Source organism: Pseudarthrobacter sp. MOO13 (assembly GCF_058267655.1).
Genome location: NZ_CM177848.1, coordinates 3,828,169 through 3,852,211, shown reverse-complemented (window position 1 = coordinate 3,852,211; position 24,043 = coordinate 3,828,169). Strand labels below are relative to the sequence as shown.

Here is a 24,043-nt window from a genome sequence, read left to right as displayed (position 1 = left end):
CCCGCCGCTCCCCTCGGAGCGGCGGGGCTTTCGCATTGTGATCAGCGGCACAAACCGTGTTGAATCGGGGCATGGCTAACTTGGAACCGGTGATCCCGGATGAGCAACCACTGACCCCCTTCCACGACCTCGACCACTACCTCTCCATCCCACGGGTAAGCGGCCTTGCCCTGAGCCCCGACGGTTCGCGGCTGGTCACCACCGTCAGCACCCTGAACGGCAAGGGCACCGAATTCGCCACGGCGCTGTGGGAGCTGGACCCGGCAGGACAAAAACACGCCCGCCGCATCACCCGCAGCGCCAAGGGCGAAGCGGGTGCCGCCTTCGCGGCCAACGGTGACGTGTACTTCACGTCCGCACGGCCGGACCCGGACAGCCCGGACGAGGAGCCGGTCAACGCGCTCTGGATGCTTCCCGCTGACGGCGGCGAAGCCCGGGTGGTCCTCAGCCGGCCCGGCGGCATCAGCCGCATCATGACGGCCAGGGACGCCGACGCAGCCTTTGTGACGGCAGAGGTCCTGGCCGGATCCGCCGACGAAGGAGATGACGCCGAGCGGCGCAAGTCCCGGAGGGACAAGAAGGTCTCGGCCATCCTGCACAGCGAATACCCGGTCCGCTACTGGGACGCGGACCTGGGGCCGGCCCAGCCGCGCATCTTTGCCGTCGAGCCGGGGGAGGACGCGGCTCCTGGCAAGCCCGCCACGGTTGACGCCACCGCGCCCCTTGCCCTGCGCAACCTCACGCCCGACGCCGGGCCCCGGCTGCGCGAGGCGGAAACCGTGGTCAGCCCGGACGGGAAGACCATTTACAGCAGTTACACCAAGCCCCTCGCCAAGGCTGACAGTCGATCCATCCTCGTGGCCGTGGATGTGGCCTCGGGCAGCCTCAAGGTCCTGCTGGACCACGAAGGCATGAGCTACTTTCCGGGGCCCGTCAGCCCTGACGGCAGGACGCTCGTGGTGGTCAGCGAGTCCGACTCCACCCCGCACAAGGCGCCGGAGATCAAGCTGCACCTGCTCGACGTGTCCGGTGACGCCGCCGTCGACGACGCTTCCGGCCTGCAGCCCCTCGCTCATGACTGGGACCGCTGGGCCAAGCCCGCAGCCTGGCTTCCGGACGGCTCCGCCATCCTCGTCACGGCGGACGACGACGGCGCGTCGCCGGTTTTTCGGGTCAGCGTTCCGTCCGCTGCCGCCGAGGTGGGCGTCACAAGGGTGACGCAGGACTCCGCGGCGTACACCGACGTCGCCATCTCTCCGGAGGGGCGCCACGCGTACGCCCTCCAGAGTTCCTATGCGTTCCCACCCGAGGCCGTGCGCATCGACCTGGCCACCGGCGAAACCACGCGCCTGCCCGCTCCGGCCGAACGCCCGGCCAGTCCCGGACGGCTGGAGCGCATCGCGGCCTCCGCTGCCGACGGTTCCCGCGTCCCCGCATACCTTGCGCTGCCGGAGGGTGCCTCTGCCGGGTCCCCGGCGCCGCTGCTGCTCTGGATCCACGGCGGTCCGCTGGGCTCCTGGAACGCCTGGACCTGGCGTTGGAACCCCTGGCTCCTGGCGGCCAAGGGCTACGCCGTCCTGCTCCCCGATCCGGCCTTGTCCACCGGATATGGGCAATCGCACATCCAGCGCGGCTGGGGTTCCTGGGGGAAAGCGCCGTTCACCGACCTCATGGCCGTCACGGACGCCGCCGTGGAGCGCCCGGATATTGACCCGGCGCGGACCGCCGCCATGGGAGGCTCTTTTGGTGGCTACATGGCCAACTGGGTTGCGGGCAACACGGACCGGTTCAAGGCCGTGGTGACCCACGCCAGCCTGTGGGCCCTGGACCAGTTCGGTCCCACCACGGATGCCTCGCAGTACTGGCTGAAGGAAATGACCGAGGAGATGGCACTGGAGAACTCCCCGCATCTCCACGCGGAAAACATCAGCACCCCCATGCTGGTGATCCATGGCGACAAGGACTACCGGGTGCCCATCGGCGAGGGCCTGCGCCTCTGGTATGAGCTGCTGTCCAAGTCCCGGCTGGCCGCGGACGACGACGGGCAGACGCCGCACCGGTTCCTCTACTTCCCGGACGAGAACCACTGGATCCTCAAGCCACAGCACGCCAAGGTCTGGTACCAGGTGGTGGAGTGGTTCCTGGCCAGGAACGTCCTGGGCCAGGAGACCGAGCTGCCGCCGGAACTCGGCCTCTAAATTCCCGGCCACCCCGACCTCGTAGGATGGCTTTGTGACTGACTCCTTCCACATCCGCCCTGCACGCACCAGCGACGTCCCGGCCATCAAGAAGCTCGTGGCGCCCCTGGCTGAGGAACGCATCCTGATGGCGAAGGAGACTGTGGCGTACTACGAGAGCCTGCAGGAGTTCAGGATCGCCGAGTCCAGTGACGGCGAAGTGATCGGCTGCGGGGCGTTGCACGTCATGTGGGAGGACCTTGCCGAAATCCGGACGCTCGCGGCCTCCGGGCAATGGCGGGGCAAGGGGGTGGGGCACGTCCTGGTGGAGAAGCTGTTGGAGGAAGCCCGGGCCCTTGGCGTGGCCCGGGTTTTCTGCCTGACATTCGAGGTGGACTTCTTCAAGCGCCACGGATTCGAAGTGATGGCCGACCAGTCCGCCGTGGACCCTGAGGTGTACTCGGAGCTCCTGCGCTCCCATGACGAAGGCGTGGCGGAATTCCTGGACCTGGCCCGCGTCAAGCCGAATACCCTGGGCAACACCCGGATGATCCGCATCCTCTGAACGCCGTCCCGGCAAGGAATCAATGACCCGTCCTTGCATTATTCGAATTGATGGATAAACTATCTGTGGCCGGGATATGGGGGGCCTCAGGAAAGGGACAGTCATTGGGGGCTGTCCCTTTGCTGCGTCCGGGGCAGGGGTGCGGGGAAAACCGGATCGAACGAACCTACCGCCACCGGCCACCCCGGTAGTAGGGTCAAAAAACACATCCTCCAGGAGCGCAGCCAGGAGCACCGCCATGAAGAAACTCATCAACGATCCCAAATCCGTCGTCGAGGAAGCCGTCCAGGGGTTTGGCCTGGCTTACGCCGACCTTGTCACGGTCAGCAACGACCCCATCTACATCACGCGCAAGGATGCGCCCGTGGCCGGCAAGGTGGGGCTGGTTTCCGGCGGAGGCAGCGGCCACGAGCCGCTGCACGCCGGCTATGTGGGCAAAGGAATGCTCGACGCCGCCGTGCCGGGGGCGGTGTTCACCTCACCGACGCCTGACCAGATCCTTCCGGCCACCCTGGCCGTCAATTCCGGCGCCGGGGTGGTGCATATCGTCAAGAACTACACCGGTGACGTCCTGAACTTCGAAACCGCCGCCGAGCTCGCCGAGGCCGAAGGCGTCACCGTCCGCACCGTCCTGGTCAACGACGACGTCGCAGTGGAGGACTCGCTCTACACGGCCGGCCGACGCGGAGTGGGAGGCACCGTCCTGGTGGAAAAGATCGCCGGGGCCGCGGCGGAACGCGGCGACGACCTCGACGCCGTGGCCGCCATTGGCGAGAGGGTCAATGCCAACGTCAGGACCATGGGCGTTGCGCTGTCTGCCTGCACCGTTCCCCACGCCGGCACCCCGAGCTTCGACCTTGCCGACGACGAGATCGAAATCGGCATCGGTATCCACGGCGAGCCAGGCCGGCACAAAATCCCGATGGAAAACGCAGACAGCATCACCAACCGCCTGCTGGAACCCGTCCTTGCCGACCTGCACGTCAGCGCAGGGGACAAGGTGCTGCTGTTCGTCAACGGCATGGGCGGCACCCCGCTGAGCGAGCTCTACATCGTGTACCGGCGGGCCGTGCAGGTGCTTGCCGACGCCGGGGCCACGGTGGAGCGCTCGCTGGTGGGCAACTACATCACCGCCCTGGAGATGCAGGGCTGCTCCATCTCGGTGCTCCGGCTCGATGACGAGCTTACGGAACTGTGGGACGCCCCCGTCCACACCGCTGCCCTGCGCTGGGGCGTCTAACCATGGGGCTGGACGCGAACTGGGCCGTGAAATGGCTGACCCTCTGCGCGCAGGCCATGGCCGAGCACCGGGTGGAACTGATCGAACTGGACCGGGCCATCGGGGACTCGGACCACGGCGAGAACATGGACCGCGGCTTCCAGGCGGTCCTGGCCAAGCTCGGCGAATCCATGCCGGAGACACCCGGCGCGGCCTTGAAGATGACGGCAATGACCCTGATGTCCAAGGTTGGCGGTGCTGCCGGCCCGCTCTACGGTACCGCTTTCCTGCGCGCCGCCACGGCGGTGGGCGATGCTGCCGAGATCGATCCCTCCGCCTGGGCCGATGCACTGGCAGCCGCCCGGGACGGGATCGTGGCGCGCGGGAAGGCGGAGCCAGGGGACAAGACGATGGTGGACGCGTGGACACCCGCGGTTGACGCTGCGCGGGCGGCTGCGGACGGCGGCAGCGCAGGCCTCCTTGGCGTCCTCGTGGCGGCAGCGGAAGCTGCCGAGGCCGGTGCCGTTGCCACGGATCCGCTGATTGCCCGCAAGGGCCGCGCCAGCTACCTCGGCGAACGCAGTGCCGGGCACCGGGATCCCGGCGCTGTTTCCAGCGCCCTAATCCTGCGCGCGGCAGTCGGGGCTGCCGCGTGACCGTAAGCATCGTGGTGGTGTCCCACAGCGCAAAGATTGCCGATGGCGCCACGGAACTTGCCGCCCAGATGGCACCTGGTGTGGTGCTCCTGGCCGCCGGAGGCACCGACGACGGCAGGATCGGCACCAGCCTGGAAAAGGTCCTCGCCGCCCTGGAGCAGGCCGGCGGGGACGGGACAGTGGTCCTCACGGATTTGGGGTCGGCCGTAATGACCGCCGAATCGGCTCTCGAGTTCCTGGGAGATCCCGACGGCGTCCTGCTCGCAGATGCGCCCCTGGTGGAGGGCCTGGTGGCCGCGGCGGTGGCTGCGCAGGGCGGGGCTGACGCGCAGGCAGTCAAGCGTGCTGCGGAGGCGGCGTTCGGCTCGGCCCGCCAGCCGGCGCCGGACTCCGGCCAGGCCGCCGAAGAGGGCCCGGGCGCCGGCGCACCACCGGACTGCACCGGTGACTTCGAGCTGGTAAACCAGGCCGGCATGCACGCCCGGCCGGCGGCGAAAATGGCCGGCGGCCTGTCCTCCCTCGACGCGGAAGTGACCATCAACGGGGTGGACGGCGCCTCCATGACGGGCCTGATGACCCTGGGTGCAGGCAAGGGTTCGGTCCTGCACGTGGAGGCCTGGGGCGCGGATGCCGAACGGGCCGTGAGCTACGTGGGCGCCTTGGTGCAGTCCGGCTTCGGTGAACCGTGACGTTCCAATCCGTGGCTTCGCGGTGTGTTCCGGAGGCCTGCGCGCATTCCTGGGAATAAGCTCGATGCCATGGAACGGCCGCCTGCAGAGAACCCACCGGATATTGAAGTGCTGGACGGCCAGATATCCGTGGAGGAGCTGCTCGCGGAACTCGGGTTCGAATGGACCGCTGAGCCGGTGGACGGCGGTGTGGTGCCCGGAACGTCGGGAGGCGAACCTTTCAGCCAGCCGGCGCTCTTCTAGCCCCGGCTCAGGTCCGCGGGTGCAGCCCCGAGCTGTCCAGCGTGACGGATGCTGACACGACCTTGCCGCATTCCTTACCGAAGGGATACGCCGCCTGCGGGTGGAATTCCAGGGTCCGCACGGGCAGGGCGGAGCCGTCTGTGGCGGCGCCGGAGGCCGTGATGGCCATGGGTGATTCGGTCAGGGTTTCCAGCATGAGCATCCCCACTGCGGTGCCGTCGGGCGAGGCCGTGGCGGAACAGATCCCACCAGCGCAGCCTTGGTCAACGGATGCGCTGCCGGGGCGCAGTTCAAGGTCCCCCTCCTTGCACGTACCGTCCTGGCAGGCGCGAAGATGCAGCTTGCCGACCCGCGGAGCGTAGTCGGCGCTGACTGTGACGGAGACGGCGGTGGCCTGCGCGATGGCGGGGCACGCGCTGGGGGTGGATCCGCACGCCGGCAGGGACACCGCGGCGGTGATCAAAACCAACAGGAGTCCGGGCCTGCCCATACTTTCAGGCTACGTCCCGGGCGGGACTACAGGGCGGTTCGTCCCGGATTAGCGGCAACATCGTTACCCGCCCCCACGGTCACCCGAACGGGAAGATTCCGATGAACCAGAACAGGGCGATGGCGAAGACCGCGAAGAACGGGATCAGGCAGCCGAGGGCGGCACGTGACGATGAGGAAACCTGGAACGACTCGTTGGGATTCGCCGGGTTGTACGCCACCTCCACGAGGGATCCCGGGACGGGCTGCTCGGCAAGGGAGACCTCGGACTTGCCCATGAAGAGGGTGCCCTGCGGATCCGTGAACTGGTAGGTGGGGTAGTGGCGGAGGTTCCGGTTGGAGCCGCCCACGCCGCTGGTCCAGCCGGTGGTGCTGCCGGTTACTGTGGCCTGCGTCTTGGGCCAGGCCGCCGTCCGTTGGTCCTGCTGCCTGGTTTTGCGCACGGAGCGCACCAGCGCGACGATGGCGGCGGCGACGAACAGTGCCCACACGATGTACAGAATGATCTTCATGGCTTCCCCCGGTTCCGGTCACCAAGAAGTATGCCATCCCCGTCCCGCACTCCGGGCGGCTCAGGCCGGGAGCCGGTAGCCGCCGTCGTGCATTTCTGCCAGGCCGTCCGCGAGCAGCCCGGCAAGCGCCCGTTCCAGCTGTTCGGGCGCGGAGTTGAGCCGGTGCAGGGCGGCCAGCGGCACGCCGACGCCTTCCGGGGCGAAGCCGAGGTCGGCGGGTTCGCGTTGGAACATCTCCGGCGGCACGGGCGCATCGGCCAGCCGCAGGACGGCCAGGACGGCGCCGCGGACCTGCCGGTCGGTGCCGTGCCAGGCCTGGCCTTTGGGCACGTACGACGGCGGCGGCTCACCCGCCGCTAGCCAGGCACAGGAGTCCTTCACCGGGCACGCGGCACACTTGGGTGCCCGGGCCGTGCACACCAGCGCTCCCAGCTCCATGACCGCAGCGTTCCAGCGCACGGAGGTGTCGTCGTCGTCCGGCAGCAGTGCCGCGGCCAGGCGCATCTCCGCCGCGGTCAGCGCGGGGGCGGGAAGGGCGACGCCGGAGATCAGCCGGGCGTGCACCCGGCGGATGTTGGTATCCACCACCGTTTCCCGGCGGCCGTAGGCGAAGGCGGCCACCGCCGCAGCCGTATAGCTGCCCACCCCGGGAAGTGCCAACAGGGCCGCGTACGTGTCCGGGACCTTGCCGCCATGGTCCTGCACAATGGCCGTGGCCGCGGCGTGCAGCCGGAGTGCCCGCCTGGGGTAGCCCAGCCGGCCCCAGGACCGCACGGCTTCGCCCGCGGGTTCGCCGGCCAGGCCGGCCGGGGTGGGCCAGCGCTTGAGCCATTCGTGCCAGACGGGAAGCACCCGCACCACGGGGGTCTGCTGCAGCATGATCTCGCTGACCAGTACGCCCCAGGGGGAGCAGTCAGGCTCCCGCCAGGGGAGGTCGCGGGCGATGCCGGCGAACCAGCCGTTGATCCGGTGATGGAGCCGCTGCAGGCGGTCCGGGCCGGGCACGGCCGGGGTGGTGGCGATGGTTTGAGTGTCGATTCCAACACTGTAGTTGATCGTTTCCGGCCCGCTGAAAACCGGTTGTGACCAGAGCGATGGCGGCCCGGCGGCGTGGTGGCGGTGCAGAACCAGAGGCGTTCCATAGCCTAGGAGGATGGGCAGGCAAGGCAATTCATCAGCACGCGGCACGGCATCCGGTTCCAGCAGCGTCCGGAAGCCGAGCCCGGCCGTGTACCGTCGCCGCCGGCTGGCAGCCGGCGGTGCCCTGCTCCTGGTGATTGCCCTGGTGCTGGGCGGCCTCGCCCTGGCGGGGGCCTTCAAGGGCGGCTCGCAGCAGGCCTCCTCGACCCAACCTTCCACCGCTGATCCGGCGGCTTCCCCGACGCCGTCCGCCACGGCGTCCGCGACGCCCTCCGCAACGCCGTCGCCTACTGCCGCAGCCACACCCACGTGCAACCAGAACCTGGTGACCGTGACGGCGTCCACGGACAAGGCCGCCTATGGTCCCGGCGAAAACCCGATGCTCACGCTGAAGGTCACCAACGGCGGAACCGTGCCCTGCGAGGTCAATATCGGAACCTCGCAAATGGAGTTCCTGGTCACCAGCGGCTCGGACCGGATCTTCTCCTCCAAGGACTGCCAGGCGTCAAGCGAGGACCTGGAGAAGGTCATTGCCCCCGGCGCCAGCGAAACCGCCAACTTCCCTTGGGGCCGGAACCGCAGCGCCGATGGCTGCAAGCCCGTCTCGGCAGCACCCGGCGGTGGCGGGGCGTACTACATCTTCACCGCGAAACTGGGCTCGCGGGCCAGCCCTAAGGCCGTGTTCCAGCTGAACTGAGCCCACCGGGAACCTCCGGGAGGTTTCCCGGTGCGCGGGAGCTCGATTCGTGTTTAGAGGAAGCGGTCCAGGAGGCTTGCTTCGGCCATCCGGCTCAGTCCTTCGCGGACCGTGCGGGCGCGCTGGTCGCCGATGCCGTCCACGGTCATCAGGTCATCGATGGTGGCGGCCATCAGGAACTGCAGGCCACCGAAATGGTCCACCAGGCGGTCCGCCACGGCCTTGGGAACTGCCTTCAGGCCGGACAGCAGCCGGTAGCCGCGCGGCTGCACGACGGCATCGAGATTGGCCTCGCCGCCGGCGAATCCCACGATCGCCGAAATCTTGCCCAGGTCGATCAATTCCGTTGGCCCCAGGTTCACCAGTTCACTGACGGCCTTCTCGATGTCCTCCGCGGAGGCGTTGGGGCTGGCGTAGTCGCGGATGATCACGTCGCTGCCGGGGCCCCGGCCCACCGTGAGTTCGTCGAGCTGGAGGGACAGAAGCCGGCCGTCCTCGCCGAGTTCCAGGACATACTGGGAGATTTCCTCGGAGATGCGGCGGACCATTTCCTGCCGCTGCAAGGTCACGGCCACGTCCCGCACCGTCACCATCGCCTCGATTTCCAGGGCCGAAAGGGAGCTGGTGACTTGGTCCAGCCGGGCGCGGTAGCGCTCAAGGGTGGCAAGGGCCTGGTTGGCGCGGGCCAGGACGTTTTCGGAGCCTTCCAGGACGTGCCGGAGGCCATTGACGTAGAGGGCGATGATCTGCATGGACTGGCTCACGGAGATTACCGGGACGCCGGTCTGTTTGGCCACCCGCTCGGCCGTGCGGTGGCGGGTTCCGGATTCCTGTGTCTCGATGCTTGAGTCCGGGACCAGCTGGACGGCGGCCCGCAGGATGTTGCCGGCGTCCTTGTCGCAGATGATGGCGCCGTCCATTTTGGCCAGCTCCCGCAGCCGGGTGGGCGAGAACTCGATCCCGATATCGAAACCGCCGGAGCAGATGGAGTCGATGGTCCGGTCGGAGCCCAGGACGATCAGCGCACCGGTACGCCCGCGGAGGATGCGTTCCAGGCCGTCGCGGAGGGGCGTTCCGGGGGCTACCCTGCCCAGAGTGGCCCGCAGCGATTCTTCGGGGCTCCGCGCCATGGTGTTTCCCTTCAAAGGTGCGGACCGCCGGCCGCGGGAATGCCGGCATCCGCAGTTGGCCGGCAGGATCAAAAAGTGCGCTGATTCCCGCAAGCTCAATAATAGGGGTAAGAAACGCCACTTCCGCACGGGCAAGCCCCAAAGTGCCTCATTGGGGGGTGCTTGGAACAGGAGGGAAAGTGGGCGCTGCGGCCGGTCCCGGGAGGGCACTTTGCCCTGCGTTGGCCCGGGCTCCGGGCCCTGTTCAGGAGGACCCGTTGGCCAGGGGCGTCACGGTCCTGGTGCTCCCGTCCCAAAGCCTGGCGCCGGTGCACCGGCCCTCGATGCGCAGGTCCAGCAGGTCCATCGCTGTTCCGAGTTGGGGCCCGGCGATGCGCCGGGCAATGGTGACGTGCGGCGTCCAGGCTCCGGGACGCGTCAGTGGAAGCGCCCCGGACACGTCCCGGTGCAGCGCGCGGTGCAGGTCCAAGAGGGCGGGATCCAGCAGGACCGAGCGGGCCAGGACGTACTTCCCCGTACCCGCAGGGAAAATGATTGCCCCGGAGAACGTCACGTCCAGGGGCAGCTGGTCCCAGGGTCCATCCGGACCGGCCTCCAGCTCTGCGCCTGCAGCCAGCGTGATGTGCGGGCTGTTGCTGGGGGAGGTGTGCGCCGCCAGGCTGGGGAGGCCGGCAGCCGCAAGCCGTGCCCAGTCGGCCCTGACCAGGGAATCGGTGGGGTCATCGAAGACCAGCTCGATGCTGCGCATGAACACATCATGCCGTTCCCGCGGCACGATGGTGGGAACGTCAGCGTTTACGTTCCCTGAGCATCCGCTCCAGGTCGCGGCTGACTTTGGAGAGGGAGGCTGCCCTGAGCGCCTTGTGTTCGGCGGCCGACTGGACACCGCGCTTCCGCGCCGCCCCGGGGTGCCTGGCGGGAGCCGGGTCGGCAGTTCCGGCGGTGGCCAGGCCTGCCGCGAGGTTGTTGCCGAGGTTTGTTGCCAGCGGATCGAAGAAAAGGTTGCCGGAGAAGGTGGGACCGTGCATCATCCGCCCAAGCTAGCCGGTACGCATTTCGTGGCCTTGAACGTCCGGTTTCGCACTCGTTAAGCGGAACGGCTCCCGTTTGCGGCCCTGCGATAAACTTGTACTTTGGCCGCTTGCCAATGACATTCCCCGCCCTTGAGTCGCAGCGCACTACCCGACAGGCCCCTGGGCAGCCACAACCGCAGCGAAAGTAGCACCGTGTCCCAAGATGTCCTGACCCCCGCCCGGATCTCCGAGATTCACAAGGAAGCGGGCCGCCGCAGGACCTTCGCCGTCATTTCCCACCCGGACGCCGGTAAGTCCACGCTCACCGAAGCGCTGGCCCTGCACGCAAAGGTGATCGGCACGGCCGGCGCCTCAAGCGGCAAGGCCAACCGCCGGGAAACGGTCTCGGACTGGATGCAGATGGAAAAGGACCGCGGTATCTCCATCAGTTCTGCGGCGCTGCAGTTCTCCTACCGGGACACCGTCATCAACCTGCTGGACACCCCCGGCCACGCCGACTTCTCCGAGGACACCTACCGGGTGCTCGCCGCCGTCGACTGTGCAGTGATGCTGGTGGACGCCGCCAAGGGCCTGGAAACCCAGACCATGAAGCTCTTCGACGTCTGCAAGCAGCGCAACCTGCCCATCATCACCGTCATCAACAAGTGGGACCGCCCGGGCCTGGACGCCCTGGCCCTGATGGATGAAATCACCGAACGCACCGGCCTGCAGCCCATGCCGCTGACCTGGGCCGTGGGCATCTCGGGCGATTTCCGCGGCGTCTGGGACCTCCGCAACGACCGCTTTGCCCGGTTCCAGCGGAACAATGCCGGCGCCCAGATCGCCATCACGGAATACTTCACGCCGGAGGAAGCCGCCGAAAACCAGGGCAGCAACTGGTCCGACGCCGTGGATGAGGCCGGACTGGTCATCGAGTCCAACCTTGAGTTCGACGTCGATGCCTTCCACGCCGGCAAGGCCACCCCCATCCTGTTCAGTTCGGCCGCACTCAACTTCGGTGTCAAGGAACTGCTGGACGCCCTGGTGGATTTCGCTCCGCCCGCAGCTCCCCGGCCGGACATCGACGGCAACCCCCGAGCGGTGGAAGCGCCGTTCTCCGGCTTCGTGTTCAAGGTCCAGGCCGGCATGAACAAGGCGCACCGGGACCACGTGGCCTTTATCCGCGTCTGCTCCGGCGTCTTTGAGCGCGGGATGGTGGTCACCCAGACCCGCACCGGAAAATCATTCGCCACCAAGTACGCACAGCAGGTTTTCGGCCGCGAACGCGAGGTCATCGACGAGGCCTACCCCGGCGATGTGGTTGGCTTGGTCAACGCTTCCTCGCTGCGGGTGGGAGACAGCCTGTTCCTTGACGAAGCAGTGGAATACCCGGCCATCCCGCTGTTCGCCCCGGAACACTTCCAGGTGGCACGGTCCAAGGACCCCAGCAAGTTCAAGCAGTTCCGCCGCGGCATCGAACAGCTCGAGCATGAGGGCGTCATCCAGCTCCTCCGCTCCGACCTGCGCGGCGACCAGGCACCGGTGCTCGCCGCCGTCGGACCCATGCAGTTCGAGGTGGTGGAGGACCGCATGGCGCACGACTTCAGCGCTCCCATGCGCCTGGAGCGCCTGCCGTACTCCCTGGCCCGGATTTCGACGGCGGACGCTATGCCTGCCCTGGCCAACGTTCCGGGCGCGGAGGTGCTCCTGCGGTCCGACGGCGAATACCTCGCATTGTTCAATGACGTTTGGGCGCTGCGGCGGATCGAGAAGAACCATCCGGACCTGACGCTGCTGCCCATCGGCACGCACAACCCGGCGAAGTAGGGCGGCTCCGATGCCTGACATGCCTGTCCAACCACGCGTCCTGGTCACCGGCGCCGGAACCATCAACCCGCTCGGTTCCACCGTGAAGGAAACCTGGGAGGCGCTGCTGGACGGGCGCTCAGGGATTGCGGAGCTGACCCAGGACTGGGCGGAGCAGTTGCCGGTCAAGATCGCCGGGCAGGTCACGGCGGACCTTTCGGAGCACCTGGGCACCCGTGAAATGAAACGGATGGACCGCTGCGGCCAGCTGGCCCTGGTCGCGGCGCGGGAAGCCTGGACCCAAGCGGGCACCCCGGACGTGGACCCGGAGCGGTTCGCCGTGGTGATCGGCTCCGCCTACGGCGGCCTTGGCTCCACCCTGGAGCAGGACCGCGCGCTGGGACGCTCCGGCCCGCGCAAGGTGTCCCCGCACACCCTCACCCGTCTCATGGTCAACGGCCCCGCCGCGTGGGTGTCCATCGACCTTGGTGCCCGTGGCGGCGCCCGGACGCCCGTGAGCGCCTGCGCGTCAGGGGCTGAGGCGATTGTGCAGGCTGCCGAAATGATCCGCTCGGGTGCCGCCGACGTCGTGATTGCCGGCGGGGTGGACGCCTCGGTGAACGATCTGGTGATCAGCGGCTTTTCGCAGATCCGTGCCCTGTCCACGCGCACCGGCGATCCGCAGCGCGCCTCCCGCCCGTTCGACGGCGGCAGGGACGGCTTTGTGCTTGCAGAAGGCGCCGCAGTGGTGGTGCTGGAAAGTGAGGCACACGCACGTGCGCGCGGTGCCGCCGTGCTGGGTGCCGTGGCCGGCGGGGCCGTGACCTCCGACGCCAACGACATCGTGGCCGCGGACCCCGCCATGCAGCGCCGGGTCATGCAGAAGGCGCTTGACTCGGCCGGGATGCAGCCGGCGGACATCGGGTTCATCCATGCGCATGCCACCTCCACTCCCGTTGGTGACCGGCTGGAAGGCCAGGCCATCAACGCCGTCTTCGGCGCCGACGTGCCGGTCACCTCCACCAAGGGGCACACCGGCCACCTGCTGGGCGGTGCCGGGTCCCTGGCCGCCGTCGTGGTCCTCGAAGCCCTGCGGACCGGCCAGGTGCCGGGAACGCTTAACGTGGAGGAGCAGGACCCCGACGTGGACCTCAACGTCATCACCGAAGGCACCCACCGCCTTCCGCCGGGATTTGCCCCGGCAGGGCTGGTGAATGCCTTCGGTTTTGGCGGCCACAGCGTGGCCTTGGTGATAACGGGCGCGTAAGTTACGCGCCCAGCGCGGCTTCCGCTTCGGCGGGGGCGACCTCGCCGTCGATCCGCCGGTTCAGGTGCCAGGGGTTGGCGTCCTGCAACGCCTCGGGGAGCAGTTCCTGGGGCAGGTCCTGGTAGGCCACCGGGCGCAGGAAGCGGTTGATGGCCAGCGTTCCCACCGACGTGGTGCGGGTGTCCGACGTGGCCGGGAAGGGGCCGCCGTGGACCATGGCGTGGCCAACTTCCACCCCGGTGGGCCAGCCGTTGACGATGATGCGTCCCACTTTTTGTTCGAGGACGGGGATCAGCCGTGCCGCCGTCGGGTAGTCCGGTTCGGTGAGCTGCAGGGATGCGGTGAGCTGGCCCTCTATCCGGGAGGCAGCCTGCAGCAGGTCTTCGATGCTCTTGTAGCGGATCACCAGGGACGCCGCACCGAAGATTTCCTGGTGCAGGATGGGGTTGCCGGTGAACTGGTCCACGCCGGTGCCGTAGATGGCCGGTGCCGGGGCGTTGTCGGTGGTGCCGGGAGAGCCCTGGCCAATCAGTTCGACGCCGGCGGCCGAGCTGAGCGCTTCGGTTCCGGTGTTCCAGGACGCGGCGATGCCTTCGGTGAGCATGGTCTGGCCGGTGCTGGCGGCGATGGCGCGTCCGACGGCGGCGGCGAGTTTGTCTCCCGGCTCTCCTGCGGGGGCGAACAGCAGGCCGGGGGAGGTGCAAAGCTGGCCTGAGCTGCCCGTGACGGAGGCGACGTATTGCCGGGCCAGGGCGTCGATGCTTTCGGGGCTGCCGGCGAGGGCGCCCTCGAAAACGAACACCGGGTTCAGGGAGGACATTTCCGCGTAGACCGGGATGGGTTCCGGGCGCGCGGCGGCGGTGCGCATCAGGGCGAGGCCGGCGGTCTGGGACCCGGTGAAGCCGACAGCCTTGATGGCGGGGTCGGCGACCAGTGCCTGGCCGATGCTGGAGCCGGGACCGTAGATCAGGGAGAAGACGCCGGGATGCAGTCCTGCTTCCTTGACGGCTTTGCTGACGGCCTGGCCCACGAGTTCGCTGGTGCCGGGGTGGGCGTTGTGGGCCTTTAAGACGACCGGGCAGCCTGCGGCGAGGGCCGAGGCAGTGTCTCCGCCCGCCGTCGAGAAGGCGAGCGGGAAGTTGCTGGCGCCGAACACGGCCACCGGGCCGAGCGGTATCTGGCGCTGGCGGATGTCTGCGCGGGGGAGCGGTGTGCGGTCGGGGAGGGCGGGGTCGATCCGGACGCCGCGGAAGTCGCCTTGGCGGACCACGCCGGCGAACAGGCGCAGCTGGCCGGTGGTGCGGGCCCGCTCACCGGTGAGCCGGGCTGCGGGCAGGCCGGTTTCCTGCCCGGCGCGGGTGATGAGTTCATCCCCGATGGCGTCGATGTTGTCCGCGATGGCTTCCAGGAACGCGGCGTGGGTTTCCGGGTCCAGGGCGCGAAAGGACGGGAACGCTTCGGCGGCTGCGGCCGTTGCGGCCTTGACCTGTTCCGCGGTGAGCAGGGAATAGGCCGGTTCCAGGGCCTTATTGGTGGCCGGATTGAAGCCGTTGGTGGTCTTGCCGTCGCCGGCAACCGTCCGGCCGGCGATGAGTGAATGTCCGGTGAGGTTCATGGGTTCCTCCTGTGGTGGGAGTGGTGCTGTTTGTCTCTCAGGAAACGGTGGCGATCAGGGCTTTGAGGTCCGCGAGGTCCTGCGGAGCCAGGTTCTGCAGCGGCGTGCGCACCGGCCCTGCCGACCGGCCGATGGCGTCCAGGCCGCCCTTCACGATGGACACCGAGTAGCCTTTCACACGGTCGCGGATGTCCAGGTAGGGGACCACGAACTCGTTGAGCTTCTTGTTGACGGCGGCGCGGTCGTTGTTGCGGACGTCCTGGTAGAAATCCAGCGCGAACTGCGGGACGAAGTTGTACATGGCGCTCGAGTAGGTGCTCATCCCCAGCTGCAGCAGGGGCAGGGCGAACGTTTCCGCGGTGGGCAGGCCGCCCAGGTAGAAGAGCCGGTCACCGAGCTTGGCGTAGACGCGGGCGTCATGTTCCAGGTCTCCGACGCCATCCTTGAACCCGATCAGGTTCTGGTGCCGTTCGGCCAGGGTCGCCACGGTGGTGTCCTTGTAGATGGCGTTGGCGCGGTTGTAGATGATGACGCCGAGCGAGGTTGCGCGGCAGACGGCACTGACGTGCCCGGCCAGCCCTTCCTGGTCTGCTTCGGTCAGGTAGGGCGGCAGCAGCAGGATGCCTTCTGCGCCGGCGGCTTCTGCCGCCTTGGCGTTTTCGATGGCTTGGGCGGTGGACCCGCCGGCCGATGCCAGCACGGGGACCCGGGCTCCCACTTCCTCGACGGCGGTGCGCACCACCCGTTCCGATTCGGCCGGGGTGAGGGAGAAGCCTTCGCCGGTGCCGCCGGCAGCGAACAGGCCGGCCACCGGGAAGCTTGCCTGCCACGCCAGGTGCTTGCGGTAGTTCTCCTCGTCGAACGCCAAGGTTGCATCGAACGAGGTGACGGGAAAGGACAGCAGTCCTTCCTTGAGGGTGTCCGCCAGTTCCTGGGGTGTGTACCTTGCCATGGGGTCCTCCGGTGTGTTGCCGCGGGCGGCGGGTTTGGGTGATTTTCTCCAGCCTAGGGACCGTCATTGATGCCTGTCCAAGTGCTTTATTGGATGCTTTGATACCTTTGAGGCATGGCAAAATGAATCCGCGTGCCTTGTGCCGGACCCGGGAGGCGCAGTTATTCCGTGGCGAATTCCAGGTCCCGGAGCAGGCGGGAGAGCGCGGGGTTGGTGATCCGCCGGTTCCACAGGGCGTGCAGTTCCACTGGCTCGCGGCTCCCGCCCGCCAGTGGCAGGAAGCCGACGCCGTCTATGCCCAGCGTGGTGGCCGAGTGGGGAACGAAGGCCAGACCGCGCTTTGCGGCCACCAGCGAAACCATGGTGAGGATCTGGCTGACCGTATGCACCACGTTGGCGTGCCGGACGGGGAACATGCGGACGACGAGGTCGTAGAAGTATCGGGCCTGGGTGGGGGAATGCATGATCAGTGGCTCGTCGTTGAGGTCGTCCGCGGTGACCGGCCGGTCCAGGAGTGCGAGCCGGTGACCTTCCGGTACGGCAAGCACCATGGATTCCCGGTAAAGCAGGCGCGAGTCAAAGGTGGCACGGTCGAAGGGTGGGCGGGCGAGGCCCAGATCCAGTTCGCCGGTCAGCAGCCCCGCAAGTTGCTCGCCGGTGACCAGTTCCTGCAGCTCGATATCGACGTCGGGGATGACGCGTGACAGCTCGTCCAGCACGGGGCCAAGAATGCTGAAGCCGCTGGCTGCCGTGAAACCGATCCGCAGCACGCCCGAGCGTCCGGACGCGATCCGGCGGGCCGTTGCAGGTGCGCGTTCGGCCAGCGCCATGAGCCGTCGGGCCTCGTCCAGGAACGTCCGGCCGGCGGAGGTGAGCTCCACCTTGCGGTTGTCCCGCTCCAGCAGCTCGGCCCCGACGATCTTCTCCAGCTTTTGGATCTGCCGGCTCAGGGGAGGCTGCGTCATGTTCAGCCGCTCGGCAGCCCTGCCGAAGTGCAGCTCCTCCGCTACGGCGATGAAGCCGGCCAGTTGGTCGAACGTGAACATGATGCCCTCCGGGTATCAAAGGTAACGACTTAGCTTAGCCGGGCATCGCAATGTCAGTGGCCGCCGTCAAGGCCGGGCCAAGGAACAGCTGCAAGTTCCTGCCTAGGCCGGTGAAAGGTCCTGGAGCAGCGCGTCCAGGACGGGCAGCTGGCCCTTCACGAGTTTGAGCCGGGCCTCTTGCTCCGGGAACCACCGGGCGTCGTCGATCTCGGGGTAGTGCTGGATCTTTCCCGATCCCTTAGGCCATTCAAGGGGGAAGGTGTTGCTGCGGATGGCTTCCGGTGAAAATCCGGCCTCGGCTGCGAAGACGGTAATTATTTTTCCCGACGACTGCCGGAATTCACCCAACAGGCGGTATTCGGCGCCAGGGGCGGGGACGCCCATTTCCTCGGCGAATTCGCGCTGCGCCGCGGCCAGTGCATCCTCGCCGTCGGAGTACTCCCCTTTGGGGATGGACCAGGCATGGGCGTCCTTACTGCTCCAGAACGGGCCGCCCATGTGGGCAATCCACACCTGCAGCCCATCGCCGGGGCCGGCCGCGTCGCCCTGAGGCCGCTGGTACAGCAGGATGCCTGCACTTCGAACCGGCATTTGGGTTCCTTCCCGGCTGTTGTTGACGACGCTCAATCGCCGTCCGCCGTTAACGTGGTATTCACGGCCCTGCTTTAGGTTATTCCTTCAGGCACTCTGCTCGAAGGGACCCGGTCATGGCCAATATTGCTGAGGTTTTGGGACGGCTCACGCCGGAGGAAGTTGCTGAACTCCGCAGCCTGGGTCCGCAGGGCCACCTGCCGCGGCACCTGGTGGAAGCGCTGGACCGTGCCGCCGGGGGAACGGGATCCGGCCGCGGCTACTACGTGGCAAACGGCAACGTCAGCTCAACCGGCGGGCCCCTTATGGTGCTGCGCAGTGACGTCTCGAACTGGTTGACCGGCTCCGGTTCCTGATCGCCGCCCCGGGCGGCTCATGATTCCGGCAGGATGAAAGTGGCGCTGGTGCCCGAACCGGGTTCGCTGGCCAGGCTGATCGATCCGCCGTGGCCTTCCACGATGGTCTTGCTGACCGGCAATCCCAAGCCTGCCCCCGGTATGGCAGTGGACCGCGAGCGCGCGGAGCGGAAGAACTTGGTAAATGCCTGCTCCTGCTCTTCTTCGCTCATGCCCACGCCGGTGTCCGTGATGGAACAAACCAGCCCGGCCTCGGTCCTGGCAGCGGTGGCGGTGATGAGCCCACCGTCCGGGGAGTATTTGACGGCGTTGGACAGCAGGTTGTGCAGGACCTGGCTGATCCTGGCCGGGTCTGCGCGCACCGGGAGCGGCTGTTCCACCTCGAGCTTCACCTGCAGGCCGTTCCCGGCCGCGCGGGGCAGTGCGGCGTCAACCGCGCGGCTCACCAGCTGGGCAAGGTCCGTCTCCTCCAGGGACAGCTCCACGCGTTCGGAGGCCACGGCAATGAGGTCGTTCACCAGGCCCATCAGGTGGTCAGCGTTGCGCCGGACCACCAGCAGTTCTGCGCGGATGTCGTCGTGGCCAGGCTCGTCGAGGACCAGTTCGAGGTAGCCGAGGATTGAGGTCAGGGGAGTCCGCAGCTCGTGCGAAACCGTGGCCACGAAGTCGTCCTTGGCAGCCAGGGCGCTGATCAGGTCGGTCACGTCCGCGAAGGTGATGACCCCGCCGGCTTCCTGGCCGCCGGCAGCAGGAAAGCCATGTGAGCTCACTGAATAGGCGCGCTGGCCGTCCGCCGGCCCGGCCCAGTAGAGCTCGTCCATGAACGCTTCCCCGGCGGCGGCGCGCTCAGCAGGACGTGAACCGGCCGGAACAGGCGTGGTGCGGTCTGCCGCCAGCAACTGGGTATGTCCGCCGCCCACTCCAACAAGGCCGGCCAGCGCAGGATCGGACTGCAGGGTCTTGTTCGTCAGCACCGTGTTGCCGTTGCGGTCCACCACCCACACGCCCACGCCCACGGCGCCGAGCACTGCATCAAGCAGGTTCTGGCGCCGGACGCTTTCGTCCAGCGTCCGGCCAAGGTGATACTCGCTGTCCATCAGCTTGGTCCGGTGCCTGCGGATGGTGGTGGCCACCACGTGCGCGGTTACGGCCATAACGGACATGACCAGGGGCAGGATGAGGACACGGATCATCGAGCCGGCCACAGGCGGCGACCCCAGTGCTGCTGCCGGGACCACGGTGCTGAGGACGGTCCCGGCAATGGCGAGGGCGGGCATGTACGGCCGGACCTGGGCCGAGAGCCAAATGACGGGGAATACCAGCGTCAGGCTCAGGACACTGAACGGGGGCCCGCCGGCCTCGCGGGTAAAGCCGATGGCGAAGCAGTCAAGAAGCGGGATGACGGCGAATGCTCCGGACGGGAGCCGTCCCCACGGGACGGCGACGCACGCTGCGGCGATCGCCAGGTGGAACAGCAAAGCGTTCAGGAACCTGCTGTCCGTGAGGGTCCACGGGCTGAACACGGCGGCCGCCACCACCACCAGTGCCACGGTCAGGCTGACGGGCAGTTGGCTGGCCATCACCCGTTGCCGGGCGCTGAGCCCACCGAAGAGCCCGTCAAGCCGGTCCGACACCACTGGTTCGGGCAGCGCATTGCGCGCCAGGCCGGGCACATCGGTGGTGCCCTGCGGTTCCCGGATTACCACGCTGCCCCCAGCACAGAAATGTCATGCCTCCGTTTGCAAGAAGGTCCTGCAGCCACAGTACCCGGGTGAATGCAGGTTCTCACGGTGGGCGGCGGGTTTATTGGCATGCGGTCACCCGATCAAAAGGCTCAGCGCCTCCGTCAGGTGTTCCACTTCCCGCACCGAGAAACCGGCGGGCACGGGACCGGGCCCCGTGTGGCTGGCGGGGACCACAGCGTGCGTGAATCCCAACCGGTGGGCCTCCTGGATGCGCTGGTTGATCCCCGGTACCGGACGGACTTCGCCGGCCAGCCCCACCTCGCCAAAAGCAATCAGCCGGATGGGCAGCGGTTTACGGGCCTTCGCCGATGCTACTGCGAGGGCCACGGCGAGGTCCGTGGCCGGTTCGCTGAGCTTGACGCCGCCAACGGTGGCGACGTAGGAATCGTCCTTGTGCAGCATGGTTCCCGCTCGCTGCTGCAGTACCGCCAGCAGCATTGACACCCGTGAACTGTCCAGGCCGCTGGTGGCCCGGCGCGGCTGCGCGTTGGGACTTTCGGCCAGGAGTGATTGAACCTCGGCGAGCAGGGGACGGCGCCCTTCCATGGTGACCGTGATGCAAGTGCCCGAAACAGGGTCCTTGGTGCGGCTGACGAACAGCCCGCTGGGATCGGCGAGGCCCTCGATTCCGTTTTCGTTGAGGTCGAAGCAGCCAACGTCATCGGTGGGTCCGTACCGGTTCTTCACGGCGCGCAGCATCCGCAGCCGGGAGTGCCGCTCGCCCTCGAACTGGCACACCACATCCACCAGGTGTTCCAGGAGCCGCGGCCCGGCGATCGAACCGTCCTTCGTGACATGCCCCACCAGCAAAGTGGTCATGTTCCGCCGCTTGGCCGCGGCAATGATCGATGCCGCCACCTCGCGCACCTGGGAAACGCCGCCGGCACTGCCATCAACGTCCGCGCTGCTGAGGGTCTGCACGGAGTCCACGATCAGCAGCCGCGGTTCAATTTGTTCCACCTGGCCCAGTGCCTGGCCCAAGTCTGTCTCCGCGGACAAGTAGAGGGACTCCGCGACGGCGTCGATCCGCTCCGCGCGCAGCTTCACCTGGGCTGCCGACTCCTCCCCGGTGACGTAGAGGACGTCCTGGGCTGTCCGGGCGAACTTGGCCGCCACGTCCAGGAGCAGCGTCGACTTGCCCACGCCGGGTTCACCCGCCAGCAGGATCACCGCGCCGGGAACCAGCCCGCCGCCCAGGACGCGGTCCAGCTCGTCCACGCCGGTGGGCAGGAACGCCGCCGTAGTGGCGTCAACATCCGCGATACGACGCGCCGGTTCCAGCACCGTTGTGGCGGCCGTGGTCCGGGCCACCGCGGTGCCCGTTTCCTCGACGGTGCCCCACGCCTGGCACTCGCCGCAGCGGCCCACCCATTTGGCGGTGGTCCAGCCGCATTCGGCGCATTTATAGGCAGGCGCCTTTGATGCCCGGGAAGTCTTTGTTGCCATGGGTTCAACCCTAGCGGCGGCCACTGACATCAGCGTCGACGCGGCCTTCGTCCCCACGCGCTCCCGGACCTCGCAAGCCCGGCCAGGGAGCCCTGCGGCCATGGGCCCAGGCTTAGCCGCCGGTTCTTACAGCGCGGGCAGGATGTCCCGTGCCTCGGCCGCGTCCATGCCTGTTGCTTCAAGCAGGTCCACCATGAGGGGGCGGAACAGCATGACCACCGTTTCGCCCTCCAGCCGCTGGACCTCCAACAGCTTCGGGTGCAGCCGCAGCGCTATCTCACTGAGGTCGCGCCGGGCCGTGCGCAGGTGGGCGCGCCGGACGCCGTCGTGCGTTTCCGCCAGGCCCAGCGAGAGCTCATCAATGGCGGCAGCCGTCTCCTGGAGCACCCCGGCAATGCTGTCCGTTGCCTCGTCCGAGAGGGCGGTGTGGTTGATGGCGCTGGTCAGCCGCCGCGCGAAGACGCGGCTGTTCCGCAGCGCCAGGTCGATGAAGTCCAGCGACTGCGTCAGCCGTTCCAGCTCGTCGCGGTGCCGCCGGTAGGCCGGCGCCAGCGTGGCCACTTCCCCTGACGCCCGAAGGGACTGCCGCATGGCATCCACCAGGGGCTGGCAGTTCCTGCCGCGGATCAGCGCGTGCCACGCCTGCGTGGAATCGCTGTTCGCCAGCGCACCTGCGCATTCACGCAGGACCTCGGCCAGTTCATGCAGCAGTTTCTGGACGTCGCGGCGTGGCTCACGGCGGGGGTCCTTGGGCACCAGGATGGTTACCAGCAGCGCGCACAGGCCCCCCACCACGGCGTCGATACTCCGGGTGAACGGGCCCCCGGACGGTGCCGGCAGCAGCACCACCAGCAGCGACTGGAGTGCCAACTGGGTGGTGAAGATGTTTCCGCTGTCCAGGAACCGGGCCAGCAGGATGGAGAAGAGAAGCACGACGGCGGCCACCCAGATTTCGCCGCCCAGCCAGTGCAGGAGCAGGTCGCCCACGGCGATGCCGATGGTGCAGCCCAGGCCCACCTCCATCACCCTGCGCAGCCGCGGCTCCCGGGAAAACCCGAGCGCGATCAGCGAGGACGTGGCGGCGAACAGGGGCCCGGAATGGCCCAGGACGTACTCCGCGAAAGCGTAGGCGCCCACGGCGCAGATGGTCATCTGGATGGCTGGGACGAAGGAGTTGCGGCTGCGGATCAGCCCGGTCCGGATGCGGGTGCGCAGGAACCGCCGGCCTGCTGAGAGTCCTGCTGGGATGGCCATGCGGTCAAGTCTATTCAGTGCCCGTCCACTGCCGGGCACGGCTCCACTACGACTGCGGATGTGATCTGCGCAATGGTGACCCGGCATTTGTCAGCCAATATCCCGCCGTCGTTAATCATCCGTTCACTTTGGACAGCCCATCCCGTTACCTGCGGCCCATAACTTTCTTGAAGGTACACAACGTACGCATCGCGCAGCAGGGTTCTCCGTCCCTGTCCCGCACCTGAATAACCCTGGAAGGGGTACATCTAGTGAAGGCACTTCGCTTCGGCCGCCACGCGGCTATCGCTGTTATCGCTGCGGGCGCACTCGCGCTGTCCGCCTGCGGTTCAGACAACGCCACGGGCACCGCGCCTGCAGGCAACCAGGCTTCGTCCGGCACCAAGGTCACCGGCACGCTGACCGGCATCGGTTCCTCTGCGCAGGGTGCGGCCATGGACGCATGGAAGACGAACTTCGCCTCCGCCAACTCCGGCGCGAGCGTGCAGTACTCCCCGGACGGTTCCGGTGCCGGCCGCAAGGCGATCCTGGACGGCTCCGCCCAGTTCGCCGGTTCGGATGCCTACCTGAAGGATGACGAATACGCCTCCTCCAAGTCCGTGTGCGGCCCCGACGGCGCCATCAACGTCCCCGTCTACATCTCCCCGATCGCCGTGGCCTTCAACGTTCCCGGTGTCACCGACCTGAAGCTGGACGCCACCACCGTCGCCAAGATCTTCCGCGGCCAGATCGCCAAGTGGAACGACCCCGCGATCGCTGCCCTCAACGCGGGCGTCTCGCTGCCCGACCTCAAGGTCACCCCGGTGAACCGCTCGGACGACTCCGGCACCACCCAGAACTTCACGGACTACCTGTCCGCCGCAGCCTCCGACGTCTGGACGGACAAGGCCGCCGGTGTCTGGCCCGCCAGCCTCCAGGGCGAGAACGCCAAGGGCACCTCCGGCGTGGTCAAGACCGTGACGGACACCCCCGGCGCCGTGACCTACGCCGACGACTCCGCCGTGAGCGGCAAGCTGGGCGTTGCACAGATCAAGGTGGGCGATTCCTTCACCAAGATCTCCGCCGATGCCGCCGCCAAGGCAGTGGACGCCGGCAAGCCCGTTGACGGCCGCGCCGCGAACGACCTCTCCATCAAGCTGGACCGCAAGACCACCATCGCCGGCGCCTACCCGATCGTCCTGGTGTCCTTCCACGTCCTGTGCACCACGTACGACAAGCAGGAGACCGTTGACCTGGTCAAGGCTTTCGAGCACTACGTAGTTTCCGCTGAGGGCCAGAAGGCCGCTGCGGACTCGGCCAAGTCCGCTCCGCTGTCCTCCGACCTCGCAGCCAAGGCCGCGAAGGCCATCGACTCGATCAAGGTCAAGTCCTAACCATCGCCGCAAAACCGGGTTCCCCGCCTGCCGGAAGGCAGTGCGGGGAACTTGGCTTTGCA

The 24,043-nt window shown here is 67.7% G+C and carries 24 protein-coding genes; 11 read left to right on the top strand and 13 right to left on the bottom strand.

Features of this window, described 5'->3' with window-relative positions; translation table 11 throughout:
- The first annotated feature begins 71 nt into the window (after positions 1-71).
- The 6 genes from AC4EEO_RS17640 to AC4EEO_RS17615 all read left to right on the top strand — a co-directional run bounded on the left by AC4EEO_RS17640 (position 72) and on the right by AC4EEO_RS17615 (position 5,549).
- Positions 72-2,198, top strand: coding sequence for a S9 family peptidase (locus AC4EEO_RS17640; protein WP_491339386.1), 2,127 nt, complete (start codon positions 72-74; stop codon positions 2,196-2,198).
- 34 nt (positions 2,199-2,232) lie between these two features.
- Positions 2,233-2,742: an amino-acid N-acetyltransferase gene (locus AC4EEO_RS17635; protein ID WP_018763177.1), complete on the top strand. Its 510-nt coding sequence runs from the start codon at positions 2,233-2,235 to the stop codon at positions 2,740-2,742.
- 238 nt (positions 2,743-2,980) lie between these two features.
- Positions 2,981-3,982, top strand: a complete 1,002-nt coding sequence (gene dhaK / locus AC4EEO_RS17630) for a dihydroxyacetone kinase subunit DhaK (RefSeq protein WP_109044050.1) — start codon at positions 2,981-2,983, stop codon at positions 3,980-3,982.
- Between the two features lie 2 nt (positions 3,983-3,984).
- A complete protein-coding gene (gene dhaL / locus AC4EEO_RS17625; protein WP_109044049.1) occupies positions 3,985-4,617 on the top strand; it encodes a dihydroxyacetone kinase subunit DhaL in 633 nt (210 codons plus the stop codon).
- On the top strand, positions 4,614-5,306 hold the full coding sequence (gene dhaM / locus AC4EEO_RS17620; RefSeq protein WP_109044048.1) for a dihydroxyacetone kinase phosphoryl donor subunit DhaM: 693 nt from the start codon (positions 4,614-4,616) through the stop codon (positions 5,304-5,306). Before dhaL ends, dhaM begins: the two co-directional genes overlap by 4 nt.
- A 69-nt stretch (positions 5,307-5,375) precedes the next feature.
- Positions 5,376-5,549, top strand: coding sequence for a hypothetical protein (locus tag AC4EEO_RS17615; RefSeq protein ID WP_018763181.1), 174 nt, complete (start codon positions 5,376-5,378; stop codon positions 5,547-5,549).
- Between the two features lie 7 nt (positions 5,550-5,556).
- On the opposite strand, the gene AC4EEO_RS17610 is transcribed toward AC4EEO_RS17615, so the two are convergent.
- The 3 genes from AC4EEO_RS17610 to AC4EEO_RS17600 all read right to left on the bottom strand — a co-directional run bounded on the left by AC4EEO_RS17610 (position 5,557) and on the right by AC4EEO_RS17600 (position 7,555).
- Entirely contained in the window at positions 5,557-6,039 is a 483-nt protein-coding gene (locus AC4EEO_RS17610; protein WP_109044047.1) for a hypothetical protein, read from the bottom strand.
- A 79-nt stretch (positions 6,040-6,118) separates the two neighbouring features.
- On the bottom strand, positions 6,119-6,550 hold the full coding sequence (locus tag AC4EEO_RS17605; RefSeq protein ID WP_491339385.1) for a DUF3592 domain-containing protein: 432 nt from the start codon (positions 6,548-6,550) through the stop codon (positions 6,119-6,121).
- A 60-nt stretch (positions 6,551-6,610) separates the two neighbouring features.
- Positions 6,611-7,555 (bottom strand): HhH-GPD family protein, encoded by a 945-nt coding sequence (locus AC4EEO_RS17600; RefSeq protein ID WP_018763184.1) that lies wholly within the window; start codon positions 7,553-7,555, stop codon positions 6,611-6,613.
- Between the two features lie 148 nt (positions 7,556-7,703).
- On the opposite strand from AC4EEO_RS17600, the gene AC4EEO_RS17595 reads away from it, so the two are divergent.
- Positions 7,704-8,387 (top strand): hypothetical protein, encoded by a 684-nt coding sequence (locus AC4EEO_RS17595; RefSeq protein ID WP_491329114.1) that lies wholly within the window; start codon positions 7,704-7,706, stop codon positions 8,385-8,387.
- A gap of 53 nt (positions 8,388-8,440) precedes the next feature.
- On the opposite strand, the gene disA is transcribed toward AC4EEO_RS17595, so the two are convergent.
- The 3 genes from disA to AC4EEO_RS17580 form a co-directional block, all read right to left on the bottom strand.
- Entirely contained in the window at positions 8,441-9,517 is a 1,077-nt protein-coding gene (disA, locus tag AC4EEO_RS17590) for a DNA integrity scanning diadenylate cyclase DisA (RefSeq protein ID WP_018763186.1), read from the bottom strand.
- A gap of 244 nt (positions 9,518-9,761) precedes the next feature.
- Positions 9,762-10,265: a 2'-5' RNA ligase family protein gene (locus AC4EEO_RS17585; RefSeq protein WP_018763187.1), complete on the bottom strand. Its 504-nt coding sequence runs from the start codon at positions 10,263-10,265 to the stop codon at positions 9,762-9,764.
- Positions 10,266-10,305: 40 nt separating this feature from the next.
- Positions 10,306-10,548, bottom strand: a complete 243-nt coding sequence (locus AC4EEO_RS17580; RefSeq protein WP_109044044.1) for a hypothetical protein — start codon at positions 10,546-10,548, stop codon at positions 10,306-10,308.
- A gap of 195 nt (positions 10,549-10,743) precedes the next feature.
- On the opposite strand from AC4EEO_RS17580, the gene AC4EEO_RS17575 reads away from it, so the two are divergent.
- Entirely contained in the window at positions 10,744-12,357 is a 1,614-nt protein-coding gene (locus AC4EEO_RS17575) for a peptide chain release factor 3 (RefSeq protein ID WP_109044043.1), read from the top strand.
- Between the two features lie 10 nt (positions 12,358-12,367).
- Positions 12,368-13,603: a beta-ketoacyl-[acyl-carrier-protein] synthase family protein gene (locus AC4EEO_RS17570; protein WP_018763190.1), complete on the top strand. Its 1,236-nt coding sequence runs from the start codon at positions 12,368-12,370 to the stop codon at positions 13,601-13,603.
- Between the two features lies 1 nt (position 13,604).
- Here AC4EEO_RS17570 and AC4EEO_RS17565 read toward each other — a convergent pair whose 3' ends face one another.
- The 4 genes from AC4EEO_RS17565 to AC4EEO_RS17550 all read right to left on the bottom strand — a co-directional run bounded on the left by AC4EEO_RS17565 (position 13,605) and on the right by AC4EEO_RS17550 (position 17,807).
- A complete protein-coding gene (locus AC4EEO_RS17565; protein WP_491339384.1) occupies positions 13,605-15,218 on the bottom strand; it encodes an aldehyde dehydrogenase (NADP(+)) in 1,614 nt (537 codons plus the stop codon).
- 37 nt (positions 15,219-15,255) lie between these two features.
- Positions 15,256-16,170, bottom strand: a complete 915-nt coding sequence (gene kdgD, locus AC4EEO_RS17560) for a 5-dehydro-4-deoxyglucarate dehydratase (protein WP_018763192.1) — start codon at positions 16,168-16,170, stop codon at positions 15,256-15,258.
- Between the two features lie 161 nt (positions 16,171-16,331).
- Positions 16,332-17,216 (bottom strand): LysR family transcriptional regulator, encoded by an 885-nt coding sequence (locus AC4EEO_RS17555; protein ID WP_018763193.1) that lies wholly within the window; start codon positions 17,214-17,216, stop codon positions 16,332-16,334.
- Between the two features lie 102 nt (positions 17,217-17,318).
- Positions 17,319-17,807, bottom strand: a complete 489-nt coding sequence (locus AC4EEO_RS17550) for an NUDIX hydrolase (RefSeq protein ID WP_018763194.1) — start codon at positions 17,805-17,807, stop codon at positions 17,319-17,321.
- A gap of 116 nt (positions 17,808-17,923) precedes the next feature.
- Here AC4EEO_RS17550 and AC4EEO_RS17545 point away from each other — a divergent pair, with 116 nt between their 5' ends.
- Entirely contained in the window at positions 17,924-18,163 is a 240-nt protein-coding gene (locus AC4EEO_RS17545; RefSeq protein WP_018763195.1) for a hypothetical protein, read from the top strand.
- Positions 18,164-18,180: 17 nt separating this feature from the next.
- Here the strand turns inward: AC4EEO_RS17545 and AC4EEO_RS17540 are convergent, their stop codons facing one another.
- From AC4EEO_RS17540 to AC4EEO_RS17530, 3 genes are all read right to left on the bottom strand, one after another.
- Positions 18,181-19,869 (bottom strand): sensor histidine kinase, encoded by a 1,689-nt coding sequence (locus AC4EEO_RS17540; protein ID WP_018763196.1) that lies wholly within the window; start codon positions 19,867-19,869, stop codon positions 18,181-18,183.
- A 111-nt stretch (positions 19,870-19,980) separates the two neighbouring features.
- Positions 19,981-21,354, bottom strand: coding sequence for a DNA repair protein RadA (gene radA, locus AC4EEO_RS17535; RefSeq protein WP_018763197.1), 1,374 nt, complete (start codon positions 21,352-21,354; stop codon positions 19,981-19,983).
- Positions 21,355-21,480: 126 nt separating this feature from the next.
- Positions 21,481-22,608: an FUSC family protein gene (locus AC4EEO_RS17530; RefSeq protein ID WP_133831285.1), complete on the bottom strand. Its 1,128-nt coding sequence runs from the start codon at positions 22,606-22,608 to the stop codon at positions 21,481-21,483.
- Between the two features lie 251 nt (positions 22,609-22,859).
- Here AC4EEO_RS17530 and pstS point away from each other — a divergent pair, with 251 nt between their 5' ends.
- Complete coding sequence (gene pstS / locus AC4EEO_RS17525) at positions 22,860-23,981, top strand: phosphate ABC transporter substrate-binding protein PstS (RefSeq protein WP_018763199.1); 1,122 nt, start codon at positions 22,860-22,862, stop codon at positions 23,979-23,981.
- Positions 23,982-24,043: the final 62 nt, after the last annotated feature.